This window comes from Alteromonas sp. ABH4_452 (genome assembly GCF_056311825.1).
Window position 1 is genome coordinate 2,696,516 of record NZ_CM149973.1, and the last position, 12,588, is coordinate 2,709,103.

The following is a 12,588-nucleotide window of genomic DNA, read 5'->3' on the forward strand; positions in this document are numbered from 1 at the left end:
CGCGTTAAAGAACGCTTCGCTCATCAGAAAGTAGGCGGCGCCCAATAATCACGCGCATAATTTCGTTGGTTCCTTCAAGTATTTGATGAACACGAACATCTCTAAAATGACGCTCTAGTGGATACTCTTTAATATAACCGTATCCGCCGTGTAATTGGAGCGCATCGTTACACACATTGAAACCTACGTCTGTTGCAAAGCGTTTAGCCATAGCGCAGTAAGTCGTTTTATCCGCGTCATTGTTGTCCAATTTGCACGCTGCCATACGTACCATCTGTCTAGCCGCAACTAACTCAGTCGCCATATCAGCTAACTTAAATTGAAGAGCTTGGAAGCCTGCAATAGGTTTACCAAACTGCTCACGCTCATTCATATAATCACGGGCTACGTTTAGCGCTTGCTGTGCTGTGCCTACTGAACATGTAGCAATATTTATTCTGCCGCCATCAAGCCCTTGCATGGCCATTTTAAAGCCTTGACCTTCTTCGCCTAGCAACCAGCTATTATCGAGCTTTACATTATCAAAAGTAATCATACGAGTGGGCTGGGCATTCCACCCCATTTTCTCTTCTGCTTTTCCGTATTCAATGCCATCTGCATTAGCTGGAACTGCAAATGCAGATACGCCTTTAGGGCCATCCTCGCCAGTACGGGCCATGACTACGAGAACATCTGTACTTCCTGCTCCAGAGATGAACACTTTAGAGCCATTTAGTACATATCCATCGTCAGTTTTAGTTGCTCTAGTCTTTAGTGAAGCAGCATCAGATCCAGCGCCAGGCTCTGTTAAGCAATAAGAGGCAAGTTTGTCACCTGTGACTAATTGTTCACACCACATATCCTTAACTTCACTGGTACCCCATGTCGCTATCATCCACGTGGCCATGTTGTGAATAGTTAACATGGCTGTAGTTGTAGTACACCCCATTGAAAGCTGTTCGAAGATAATTGAAGAATCGAGCCTTGACAGCCCAAGGCCACCCGCACTTTCAGGGGCATACAAGCCACAAAATCCTAACTCACCGGCTTTCTTAATTGCCTCTACGGGGAAATGGTGCTCTCTATCCCACATCGCAGCATTGGGTGCCAATTCTTGTTGCGCAAATTGGCGGGCGGTTTCTTCAAAGGCTAATTGGTCATCGGTTAATTCAAAGTTCATTAGACATACCTTCAACTGAGTTGCTTTCTACACACAATAACCAATACCTACCCCTTACGTAAACGTAAAGGTAAATATTTATTTAAATATATGGATGTATAACGTAAATATTTTGTGACGAGATAATGATTTTTATTCTGAGACTAATACTGGTAGTCAAAACTTATCCTTTTTAATAATGCACTTTTTCCCAGCCGCTGATAAGCTAGATTAAGTTGTTATTATTCGAATGATTGCCGTGGAATTTAGAATAGCCATAGTGGAAGACAATGCTACCGCTCGAACCGCGCTTCGAGGCCACCTCATGTCTATTGCAAATTTATCGGTGAGTAGCTTTGCATCTGGCGTTGAATTGAAAGCGGCACTTAAAAAACAGAACTTTGAACTGTTATTAATGGACTACCACCTTGGTCAGGGCAAAACTGGTGTCGAGTGGGTGCAAAATTTAAGAGAAGCCGGGTTTATTAGGCCGAGTACAGGAATCATCTTTCTTACCTCGGACCGGTCACCTCAAATAATCGGTCGGATCATGGATCTTCAACCCGACGTTTTACTCATCAAACCCTACACTATTGCCTCACTAACTCGCCAAATTAATCACTATTTAAAGTACCGTGATTTTGTTAAAAACGTTTTGCATTCGCTAGACAATAAACAATTAGAAAGGGCTATCAGTGTCGTACGCGCTAAAATTTCAGAAGGCATCCCCCCTCGCCTTGTAGCGGATATACGAAAGCTTTATGCACGGCTTCTTTATGAAAATGGCGATATTCAAAGAGCTTTGAGTATTTATGACGATGTACTCACCCGCAGCGACAAAGTGCTGTGGGCGCAATGGGGCAAAGTTAAATGCCAGTATGCGTCTGGGCAATGGCCACACTGTAAAAGCCATCTAAGTCAAATGGTAAATTCAAGCTTGGCACGGGATAAGGCATTTGAATGGCTAGCCTCTATTTCCTTTGAGCAAAATTCTTACGAGCAGGTAGAAAAATACCTTAACGAAATAAAGTTCAGTGAATTGAGTTTGCCCGCCGCCAAACTTAAAACTCTTGCTTATCAAAAACAGGACAAAGTAGTTGAAGCTATAGATCTTTTGCAAAAAAAGCGTGCAATGCACCGCAGTGCAAAAGAAAGCTTTAACGATTTCACCTTTGAATTGGCAGAGTTTTATTTGTTTTTGGCAGAAGAATCACCTGAAACCAACAGAGAAGAAAGCTTATCTCAGGCTAGAAAACTAGTAGGTATTGCGGGTAGAAGCCAGGGAGATCCACAAACATTACAAAAAAGGGATTACCTTTTGGCATTTTCAGCCGTGTTAGATGGCGATTTAGAAAAAGCTGCCCACCTACTAGAAGGTGACCATATCGATAATTACCTGCGTACCGAGCCATCTGTCTTGGTGATTGCTGCAAAGGTTCATCACGGGCTTGGCGATGAACGTAAGGCAGGTGAATTGTTGTTAATGGCTAAGCAGAAAAATGCTGAGCTACAGGCCATTTCAGAACAAGTGATGAACGACGAGTTAATTTTTACAGGTGGCGAACGATTGGGGCTAAACCACGAACAGGCTATTTCTATAAATGAAACTGGTACCCAACTGTTTATAGAAGGAATGTTTGATAAAGCAATGAAGCATTTCTACGATGCATTTCAGCTCTCGCCAGATACCGCAGCTTTTGGATTAAACCTGCTTCAATGCATGATTGAAGCAGATACCGGTGTATACCGTAAATTTAACATCAAGGTTTTACTTGAAAAAATCACATCATTGCCGCTGAACGAGACAAATAAGACCCGTTTAGAACAGCTTACTTTGTCCGCACAAGAGCAAGCACTTTAGTATATTTAAAGTGCTAATGCCTTTCTACATTACATCAAATTGTGCTCAAAAAAGACTATTTCAAACGAGTAAGCAAGCTGGACGTGTCCCAACGACCGCCACCAAGTTTCTGTACATCAGCATAGTATTGGTCCACAAGGGCGGTGAGCGCTAAGGTAGATCCATTTTTACGCGCTTCATCAAGCGCTATGTTTAGGTCTTTACGCATCCAATCTACAGCGAAGCCAAAATCAAAACTGTTGTTTAACATGGTGCTGGCTCTGTTTTCCATCTGCCAAGACTGCGCAGCGCCTTTGCTTATAACATCAATGACTGCGTTACAGTCTAGTCCAGCCCGCTGCCCGAAGTGAAGCGCCTCGGCTAGGCCCTGTACAATGCCTGCGATACAAATCTGATTCATCATTTTTGCTAGCTGACCGCTGCCGCTTTTACCCAGCAACTGACTATGGCGAGCATAATGTGCCATTACTGGCTCTATTTGAGCGAAAACCGCTTCATCACCGCCAACCATGATAGTCAGTTGACCATTTTCAGCCCCAGCCTGCCCTCCAGAAACCGGCGCATCTAAAAATCCAATTTGTTTATCTTTACTGCTTGCGTAAAGCTCTCTCGCCACATCTGCTGATGCGGTTGTGTGATCGACCAGCACGCTACCTGCTTTCATTATTTCCAGTGCTTGCGTACCAACATCCCTTACGTCATTGTCATTACCTACGCACATAAAAACGATATCTGCGTCTTTAACGGCTTCAGCCACCGAATTACACGCACTAGCATCAGCGTTGCCATAGGTGGCTAGCCAATCTTGTGCCTTTTGCGCCGTACGGTTATATACAGTAACAGAATAACCCGCTTTGCTAAGGTGCCCTGCCATAGGAAACCCCATTACACCTAAGCCCAAAAAACTCACTTTCAAACTACTCATACAGAATATACTCTAGATACCAAATAAATAGGTTTGCATTACCTAAGAGTAACAGACTTAACAAAAACAAAAACATAGGAATTCGAATTTGGAACTTTACACTCACCCTATTACGCTGAATAACGGCGAGCAAACTACACTTGAGCAATACAAAGGGAAAGTACTGCTTATTGTTAATACCGCCAGTAAATGCGGCTTTACACCTCAATACGAAGGGCTTGAAGCGCTTTATAAAAAACATAAAGACCGGGGGTTTGAAGTGCTAGGGTTTCCATGCGACCAATTTGGCCATCAAGAACCCGGAAGTGATAGCGATATAGCACAATTTTGCAGCCTAAAATTTGGCGTGTCATTTCCGCTTTTTAAAAAGACAAATGTTAATGGGCCAGATGCAAACCCGCTTTTTGAAGCTTTAAAACAAGACGCACCCGGGCTACTGGGAACCAAACGTATTAAATGGAATTTCACAAAGTTCTTGGTCAATGCTGAAGGTAAAGTACTAAAACGCTACGCGCCTACTGTAAAGCCAGAAGCGATTGAAAAAGAAATCGTTAAACTTTTAGGGGCGTAAGCTATACGCCTTCAGATAGTTAAAAGCAGAGTGCATTGGGTCGACTAACGCTACTATTATTTTATTGATCTATGTCTACACAGTGCAAATAGTAGCGTGCTAATTTATTGCGCATTGTTGCGCACTATATAGTGCATTAGCAGTTGAGTAGTTAAGTGATAACTACGCCTAATGAAAATACGTACACGTATGGAAATACTATGCAAAATAATCACATTGCCTTTTTTAGTACTCGTCCCTATGAGCAAGTGGTATTTTCACAGTTATTAGAAAACCACAATAGCGCCAATAGCCAAAGCATTAAGGGCACTTTTTTCGAACATCCACTTAACCCTTCAACTGCGACAAGCTGTAAGGGATATAGTGATGTGGTTGTCTTTGTGAACGATGAAGTAAATGCGACAACCATCAAAGTGCTAAAAGACTGTGGTGTTAAACACATCGCGCTTCGCTGTGCAGGTTACAATAATGTAGATGTTGGCGCTGCTGCTGAAGCTAACATATCAGTAAGTCGTGTGCCTGCTTATAGCCCTGAAACGGTAGCTGAACACACGCTCGCACTCATTCTGACCTTAAACCGAAAAACCCATAAAGCCTATAATCGTGTTAGAGAAAGTAACTTTAGCCTAAACGGATTGATGGGGTTCACTCTTCACGGCAAAACGGTAGGCGTTATAGGTACAGGGAAGATTGGTAAAGCCGTTATTCGCATACTTCTGGGGTTTGGGTGCAAAGTTCTTTGTTTTGACCCAAGTCAGGATGATGATGTGATCGCTATGGGAGCCCAATACGTTCCGCTAAACGAACTGTTAGAACAAAGCGTCATTGTGACGTTGCACTGCCCGCTCAACGACAAGAGTTATCATATTATCAATGCTGACAGCATAAATAACATGCCTAAGGGCGTGATGCTCATCAATACCTCTCGGGGCGGATTAGTTGATGATACCGCCATTATAAAAGGGCTTAAATCTAAACAGATAGGCTATTTGGGGTTAGATGTTTACGAAAGAGAGTCTGAACTCTTTTTCAGTGACCATTCACAGGAAATCATACAAGACGACACTTTTCAGCGTTTAACAACCTTTCCTAATGTATTGATAACGGGGCATCAGGGCTTTTTCACTTGTGAGGCATTAAATGAAATTGCGGTAACGACGCTTAACAACATCCTTACCGGTGACAACACGCTCTAAGCAGCTTTCAGAATAAACGCAATTCGTCAACGCTGCCTGTGAACTCAACCGGCTTATGGCTTTTCAAGAATGAGTTGAAAGTATTTTCCTAGCCACAAATAGGGCTCCTGTTGGTGATATTGACGTTCAAGAGCAAGCAAATCGCTAAATTTGCTACTTTGATGAGTGATATCCCTCATATAATCGTGAAAACAGCGAATTCCAGCTTTTTCCAGTATTTTAAAGCCTAACGACGCACAATACTCAACCACTCTCATTGCGCTAAGCGGCTGGTTGGGATTAAGTCTCACCTGCTTTTTCGCCTTCATTCCTTTGGCGATATAATCAAAATTACCGTAAATGGCATTGGCAAATAAATTCGCATCTTGATTAAAGAAACTTAAGCTTAATCGCGCTCCGGGTTTCATATTGCTATACATAAAATCTATAGCGTCAAAGGGCGCATCTAGCCATTCTAGAACCGCATGACAAATCACAAAATCGAAATCACTAAGGTCTTCTATTTGTTGTAAATATTGATGCCGTATTTTTATATTTGGCGCGTCAGAAAGTAAAGACTCCGCTTGATTAAGCACATCCCTTGACGCATCGGTGAGCACAACAGAGTGTCCTTTTGCGGCTATATGAGCCGTCATTACCCCCGTGCCCCCACCTATTTCGATGGCTCGAAGCGGCGCTTTTAAATAAGGTTCAAGAACATCACATAATAATGTGTGTCGCAATTTGCCCTTGGTTGTCCCGTAAATATTGTTTGAGAACTTCTCAGCAATACCGTCGAAGATACGATCGTTATTCATATACTACATACTTCGCTATGCAGGGTTAGCGATATCAATAAACTCAACAGGCACGTCGAATTGCTGCTCAATGTGTTCGCCTAAAGACTTCACGCCGTAGCGTTCGGTAGCATGATGGCCTGCCGCAAAAAAGGTAATACCCATTTCTCTCGCTGTATGTACGGTTTGCTCAGAGACTTCACCAGTAATGAATGCATCCACACCCAGCTCAACCGCTTGTTCTATAAACCCTTGACCACCGCCAGTGCACCAAGCAAGCGTTGTAATTGGTTTTGATACAGGGCCTTCTATAAGTACATCTCGCCCTAACAACTGTTGCAGCTTATCTTGTAAAGCCACGCCTTCAATTGCTTCCTCAAAATTCCCTTGCATAACAACACCCACAGGTTTTACGCCGCTGACTGCACTTACATTTTGAATATCGAGAAGAGACCCTAGTTGGCGGTTGTTGCCAAATTCTGGGTGAACATCTAAAGGAAGATGGTAAGCAAACAAATTTAGATCATTGGCGAGTAAAGTAGAAAGACGGCGCTTTTTCATGCCGGTTACAGCCTGCGATTCACCTTTCCAAAAGTAACCATGATGCACAATAAGTGCATCGGCGTTAGCTTTTATCGCCGCATCTACTAAAGCCTGTGATGCAGTAACGCCTGTTACAATTTTCTCTATTTTGCTTGTGCCCTCTACCTGTAAGCCATTTGGGCAATAATCGCTGATTTCGCTAACCCTTAACATTCCATCAAGATAATTTTGTAGTTCTAGGCGGGTAATAAACACAAGTCCTCCGGTTGAAAGTTAGACAAATTATTAAAAAAACGCTATAAAATACGCGAACGTTTCGTATAACACCTATAAGTCGACAAACACTTATCGCAGGAAAACGGGAAAAAGGTGGATTGTTTAAATCACTGCCTACTTTTAATTCGTTTTATCGGTAACCTGTTGCGCTTTAATCAATCAGCTGTCACTTAATGGTATTACAAGTCAAAAACGTTCGTCATCTTAACAAAATAAAGAGCAAAAAAGCATGGCAAACTTAGACAAAGATGCAGTTATCGCGGCTTTCACTGAAGCCTATAAAAAAGCTAATGGCAAAGCGCCGACTATTGAAAGTAAGAGCGGTTGGTACAGCGTAGATGGCGGCAAAAATATGCGCCTAGCACAGCTTCAGGAAATGGCAGAATCGCTAGCATCGAATTCGTCTGAAAAAACAGAAACGAAGAAAGAGAAAAGCGATACCAAAGCAAAAGCCAAACCTGCTACGAAAAAAGCATCAGCTTCTAAAAAATCAGGTTTCTCAGTTAAGGATTTTTGGGCTGAGAAGCTAAACGCTGAAGCACCTGGCGCGACTCTTCCCCGCTAGCTTCAACATGCATTTCTCATAACGCCTATTTCACACTATGCCTAGCCTTCATTTTGGAGGCTAGCGCTTTGTTCATACGTAAGCTATAAAAATGGTTTATTTGCCGGCAAGTCCCTGAGCGACAAATGGAACAAGATGCTGGATGACTTCTTTTATATCTACGTGTTTATGAAAATCGGACTCAGCGATTTCAGTTAATGCCTGACTCGATGCCATCGAAAAGACAAAACTTCCCATCGCAAAATGCAGTCGCCAGAACAATTCTTCCTCAGGAAGTTCAGGTAAACAGCGCCTGATAGCGTCTACTAGAGCGCGTATACAGTCACCGTAATCATGCATCAAAAACTTACGCAAGTGCCCTTGTGTTTCGTTATATCCTCGGCCGAGCAATTTTACAAAGGTGGCAGTGCCCTGTTCGGATATAGCATTAAGATTTAACATGGGAGGGATAAGCGAATATAAGAGTTGCTCAACGCCTTTGGCGCCTTCAATAGGCGGTAAACCGTCTAAGCAAACCTTTACCTGTGGCATAAGCTCATCAAAGTATCGCTTAAACACCGCTTGTATTAAGTTTTTCTTGCTACCAAAATGGTAATTCACCGACGCCAGATTTACTTCTGCTCTGGCAGTGATTTCCCGCATCGAGGTTTGGGTAAACCCACTTTGAGAAAACAAGTATTCTGCCGCATCTAATATATCGTTTTTAGTATGCCGTGCCATATTCTTTTTATTATCTTTTGTCGGTTAAAAATTTAACGTCCATCTGTGCTTTTTGACGGTGGGTGCTATACGTCATGCCGTAATAAACACAGATGGTTTATAGCTATTAAAACCAATGGCGCGCTTTGTTCATGCTTTTCATAAACACACGCTCAACAACATTAGCTGCCGACATACCCAGCTTTTCCGCAACGTTTTTCTTTACAGCATATTTAACGCTGAATATTTCGCGTGCAGGGTAATGCGAAAGAATGTAGTCATCGGACGTCGATATATCGTCAACCAAGCCAAGTGTTTTTGCCTTGATCCCTGGCCAGTATTCACCAGTAGCTACTTTGTCTATATCCATTTCAGGACGCTGACTTTGCACGAAGTCTTTAAAGAGCACATGAATCTCTTCAATTTCCTCTCTGAACTTAGCGCGACCTTCATCGTTATTTTCACCGAAAATCGTTAGCGTGCGCTTGAACTCTCCGGCGGTATGCTGCTCAAATTCTATATCGTTTTTCTTCAGCAACTTATTGAAGTTAGGCAATTGAGCTAGTACGCCAATGCTGCCGATATATGCAAACTGTGACGCTAACAACTTATCGGCAACACACGCCATCATATAACCACCACTTGCCGCAACTTTATCTACGGCAATGGTTAATTTCAGCCCCTTTTCTTTAATGCGCTGTAATTGAGACGCAGCAAGTCCATAGCCATGTACTACGCCACCGCCACTTTCAAGGCGTACTAAAACTTCGTCTTCTTTATTTGCTACGCATAAAATCGCAGTGATCTCTTCACGCAGGTGCTCGACCTCATTGGCATCCATAGACCCTTTAAAGTCGATAACATATAACCGAGACTTTTCAGACTCTTCACCCTGCTCTTTTGCCTTGTTCTTAGCCTTGCTCTTCGCTTTGGCCTCTTTTTTCTGCTCTTTAGCTAACTTTTTTAATGCGTTTTTATCTAAAAGGACTTCTTTAGCGTAGTTTGTAATGTCCTTTAATTGCTCAGAAATAGACACGATTTCAAGTTGCCCTTTCCCCTGCTTCTGTTTACTTGCTACACCAACTATGGTTGATACAACAACAACGAAGGCGACAACTAACGTTACTGCTTTAGCAACAAATAAACCGTACTCGTACAAAAACTCCAAACTTTACTCCTAGTAAAATAAACGGGTAAGCAAGGTTGTTTACCCACAACATGAAGAGCGGCCTTACCCGATATAAGGCAAAGCCGCTGATGTAATCACGTTATAATACCAGTCTCAACTTAGTCTGACGATAGGTTAACCTGCTCTATCTTGTTTGCTTTAATCTCTTCATCGGTGAAATAGATATCCCGCAGTGTAGGTTGTGTAGAATAAAGTTGTGTTTGGTCTAAGAAATGCTCACTGCCGAACTTACGAGACTGTGAGTAAGTCAATATACCTCGGCCCTTTGGCCCTTCATCGGTGAAGTTGATAACCATCGCCCAACTTGTGCCATAGTTAATGTGATAGCCCTCAGCTTCAGCACTCATTGCCGTATTACTGTTTATTGTTTCGTAGCTATGTCTCGGCAACTGGGTTCCATTTCTACTGCTACTAACATCAAATACGTTAAAGCCACCTTCAATGTTATGTGCGCCAGCCCACGGTAATTTAACACCTGAGGCAGAACCATCGGGTAAGCTACGTTCGACAAATTGCACTTCACCGAGCGGGGCATCAAATGCTACCCCAGCTTGTTCAACAACCTGTGTAGCGCGTGCCAATTGCTCAAGGGTAGTATCGTTTTGGACTAAACCTGATGGCGTAGTCACAGGTGCATCAAGAGAGAACGGTACTTCCCACTGAGGAGCTTGGTTAAACTGAAAGGCAAATTCTCTGAATACGTGTGCACCAGTACTCGCGAGGTTCATTGTACCGTCCCAGTCCTCTAGTGCTGCACAGGCTGGTGATACATCAACACTAGCTCCATCAACATCTACTGGTGTATCACCTTGGTCTGCGCATAGTTCAAGGAGAGATGGCAATATGTTCTCTGCCAAGTAGCTTCGGTTATTTAATAATAGCCCTTCAACTTCCTCAGGTGTGAAAGTACCATCACTCCCAGCTTCATTTTCAATAAACTGCTGCCCTAAACGTGAACGCAGTGTTTGCTGATATTCCACGCTACCAAACAACGGGTTGCTCACAACAATCGGTGAATTTAAATTGGTTAACCAGTAGCTGTCATTTGAATTTTGAACTGAGTCTGTTCCCTCGTATTTCGGCGCCTCTTCATAAGGAACCGGGCCTTCAAAATCAAATTGAGAAATATTACCCGGCAATACGGTAAAACCGGCTGCCGCTTTAGTTTGAATAAGCAAGGGGTTCGTTGTTAGTTGTTCAATTGCAGTTTCAGTTAAGTTCGGTACGGTTGAATCGTCAATATAGAATACCTGGCCATCGGCTGATGCCGCCATTGTGTTATTGAAAATAACCCCATCATAGTCTTTAAACGCCTGCTTAAATTCGTCCATTGACGTAGCCATATTCATGGCAAGCCAATGATCAACAATATCAAAGTTAGGCAGATTGGCGTCTTTAATGGCAAACGCATTGTTTGAGTTCCAATCGAAGTTACCAGGCACTTCAATCATTGGGCCGTAGTTCGTGTAGTATGCGGTTTTATTAAGCTTGATGGTTTGCCCGCCACCTATAGCAACGTCAATTTGAAGGGGTTTTTCATAGATAGTGCGTTTGCTTCCGTCAACTAAATGGGTAAGACCTGATGCATCATCTTCATCAAGGGTTAGCTGATACACAACGAAATGTTCAGCAGTTGAGAATGTGTGGGTCCAGGCTACGTTTTCATTGAAACCAATGTTTACTGCACCTGGTAAACCCGTAAGGGAACTACCGGTTACGTTTAGATGGCCAGGAACTTGAGCGTGGAAATTCCAAAAACGCAAGTTTCCAGTGTGAGGGAAATGAGGGTTACCTAATACCATTCCCTTCCCATTAGTGGTTTTATCGCTGCCTAACCCCCATCCGTTAGACCCCATTTCTTGAGGATTTCTGTCAGGCAGCCCCACTGTTGGCGAAATCGTAAATGTAGAGGCAACTTCACTTGATGACTCGGCAGGTGTTGGTAAATAGCTCTCACCTTGTGGCGCAGCAATAAACATTGGGCCTAAAAAGTTTGCAGCGCCGGGTAAAAGCGCCACGCCCAAGGAGTATGTTAGAAGGTCAACGCTATCAATTTCTGTTACCCAAGGTTGTCCTGCACAGCTTTGATCTTGCTCTTCTACAGGCGTTTCATTTAAGTATCTGTTATACCCTGCCGTATACCCCTGAAACATTGCGCGAGAATTTGCAGACAAACGCGGTAAATTCTCTTCCGCGAGCTCTCTAATACCGAGTGTTAAAAAGCCAAAGTCGTTGATAAGGTGCTCAGAGTCGCCGCTACCAGGCACCTGGTCTGGACCAAAAAACTTGGCACGTTCAGAATTGTATTTCACAATTTGGTCAGCCAGTACGCAAAGGTTATCTCTTGCAAATGCGTAACCTACCCCATACGCCATGCTCTCGAGGTTATCAGCTTTTACATGCGGAACACCGTAGGTTGTCCATGTTACGTCAGCAGACAAAGTACCATCTGGTGAAAAAGCAGGAATAGGTGTAGGAGCAGGTTCAGGTGTAGTAGCCGTGGGTGGCGCTGGTTGCTCTATATTTGAAAAATCGTTGTCGTTATCGCCACATGCAGTTAACAGACCGGCAATTGAAAGTGCAATTAGCGTACGCTTAGCAGTGAATGACTGTTGGTTGATCATCGCAAATGTTCCCTAATGATGAATGAATATGGTCAATGGCTTCTATTTCTCTTTTCCATTAACGGAGTTAATTATTGTCTCTAGAATACTCATCGGACCATTATTTACACTACATTAACATTGCAAAACATTCAAATAACATTCTGCTTTTAAAGACAAAAAAGCCGGCTACTACGCCGGCTTTAACTCGATAAAATGTAAGCAGTTGTAACTCTGCTTTGTCGA

Annotated in this window: 11 protein-coding genes; 4 read left to right on the forward strand and 7 right to left on the reverse strand. The window is 43.0% G+C overall.

The annotated features are described in order from the left end of the window. Positions 1-4: 4 nt before the first annotated feature. Complete coding sequence (locus ACYX4N_RS11580) at positions 5-1,159, reverse strand: acyl-CoA dehydrogenase family protein (RefSeq protein WP_476054113.1); 1,155 nt, start codon at positions 1,157-1,159, stop codon at positions 5-7. 238 nt (positions 1,160-1,397) lie between these two features. Here ACYX4N_RS11580 and ACYX4N_RS11585 point away from each other — a divergent pair, with 238 nt between their 5' ends. After that, a complete protein-coding gene (locus tag ACYX4N_RS11585; RefSeq protein ID WP_476054114.1) occupies positions 1,398-2,999 on the forward strand; it encodes a response regulator in 1,602 nt (533 codons plus the stop codon). Between the two features lie 55 nt (positions 3,000-3,054). Here the strand turns inward: ACYX4N_RS11585 and ACYX4N_RS11590 are convergent, their stop codons facing one another. Next, positions 3,055-3,924, reverse strand: a complete 870-nt coding sequence (locus ACYX4N_RS11590; protein WP_476054115.1) for an NAD(P)-dependent oxidoreductase — start codon at positions 3,922-3,924, stop codon at positions 3,055-3,057. A gap of 88 nt (positions 3,925-4,012) precedes the next feature. Between ACYX4N_RS11590 and ACYX4N_RS11595 the strand changes: the two genes are divergently transcribed. Further along, a complete protein-coding gene (locus ACYX4N_RS11595) occupies positions 4,013-4,495 on the forward strand; it encodes a glutathione peroxidase (RefSeq protein WP_476054116.1) in 483 nt (160 codons plus the stop codon). 200 nt (positions 4,496-4,695) lie between these two features. After that, a complete protein-coding gene (locus ACYX4N_RS11600; RefSeq protein WP_476054117.1) occupies positions 4,696-5,691 on the forward strand; it encodes a 2-hydroxyacid dehydrogenase in 996 nt (331 codons plus the stop codon). Positions 5,692-5,744: 53 nt separating this feature from the next. On the opposite strand, the gene ACYX4N_RS11605 is transcribed toward ACYX4N_RS11600, so the two are convergent. Both ACYX4N_RS11605 and ACYX4N_RS11610 read right to left on the reverse strand, forming a co-directional pair. Continuing rightward, positions 5,745-6,488, reverse strand: coding sequence for a methyltransferase domain-containing protein (locus ACYX4N_RS11605; RefSeq protein WP_476054118.1), 744 nt, complete (start codon positions 6,486-6,488; stop codon positions 5,745-5,747). A gap of 15 nt (positions 6,489-6,503) precedes the next feature. After that, positions 6,504-7,265, reverse strand: a complete 762-nt coding sequence (locus tag ACYX4N_RS11610; protein WP_476054119.1) for a Nif3-like dinuclear metal center hexameric protein — start codon at positions 7,263-7,265, stop codon at positions 6,504-6,506. Positions 7,266-7,515: 250 nt separating this feature from the next. On the opposite strand from ACYX4N_RS11610, the gene ACYX4N_RS11615 reads away from it, so the two are divergent. Continuing rightward, positions 7,516-7,851, forward strand: coding sequence for a hypothetical protein (locus ACYX4N_RS11615; protein WP_474856313.1), 336 nt, complete (start codon positions 7,516-7,518; stop codon positions 7,849-7,851). 96 nt (positions 7,852-7,947) lie between these two features. On the opposite strand, the gene ACYX4N_RS11620 is transcribed toward ACYX4N_RS11615, so the two are convergent. The 3 genes from ACYX4N_RS11620 to ACYX4N_RS11630 all read right to left on the reverse strand — a co-directional run bounded on the left by ACYX4N_RS11620 (position 7,948) and on the right by ACYX4N_RS11630 (position 12,363). Then, entirely contained in the window at positions 7,948-8,571 is a 624-nt protein-coding gene (locus ACYX4N_RS11620; RefSeq protein WP_474806821.1) for a TetR/AcrR family transcriptional regulator, read from the reverse strand. A gap of 106 nt (positions 8,572-8,677) precedes the next feature. Continuing rightward, positions 8,678-9,718, reverse strand: coding sequence for a protease SohB (gene sohB, locus ACYX4N_RS11625; RefSeq protein ID WP_476054120.1), 1,041 nt, complete (start codon positions 9,716-9,718; stop codon positions 8,678-8,680). Positions 9,719-9,837: 119 nt separating this feature from the next. Then, positions 9,838-12,363 carry an acylase gene (locus ACYX4N_RS11630; RefSeq protein WP_476054121.1) on the reverse strand — a complete coding sequence of 842 codons (2,526 nt, stop codon included), beginning with the start codon at positions 12,361-12,363 and terminating at the stop codon, positions 9,838-9,840. Positions 12,364-12,588 lie beyond the last annotated feature (225 nt).

Bases quoted from the DNA above. Each gene is read 5' to 3' on its own strand.
- ACYX4N_RS11620 (WP_474806821.1), bottom strand. From the start codon at position 8,571: ATGGCACGGCATACTAAAAACGATATATTAGATGCGGCAGAATACTTG.
- ACYX4N_RS11580 (WP_476054113.1), bottom strand. From the start codon at position 1,159: ATGAACTTTGAATTAACCGATGACCAATTAGCCTTTGAAGAAACCGCC.
- ACYX4N_RS11605 (WP_476054118.1), bottom strand. From the start codon at position 6,488: ATGAATAACGATCGTATCTTCGACGGTATTGCTGAGAAGTTCTCAAAC.
- ACYX4N_RS11615 (WP_474856313.1), top strand. From the start codon at position 7,516: ATGGCAAACTTAGACAAAGATGCAGTTATCGCGGCTTTCACTGAAGCC.
- ACYX4N_RS11630 (WP_476054121.1), bottom strand. From the start codon at position 12,363: ATGATCAACCAACAGTCATTCACTGCTAAGCGTACGCTAATTGCACTT.
- ACYX4N_RS11600 (WP_476054117.1), top strand. From the start codon at position 4,696: ATGCAAAATAATCACATTGCCTTTTTTAGTACTCGTCCCTATGAGCAA.
- ACYX4N_RS11590 (WP_476054115.1), bottom strand. From the start codon at position 3,924: ATGAGTAGTTTGAAAGTGAGTTTTTTGGGCTTAGGTGTAATGGGGTTT.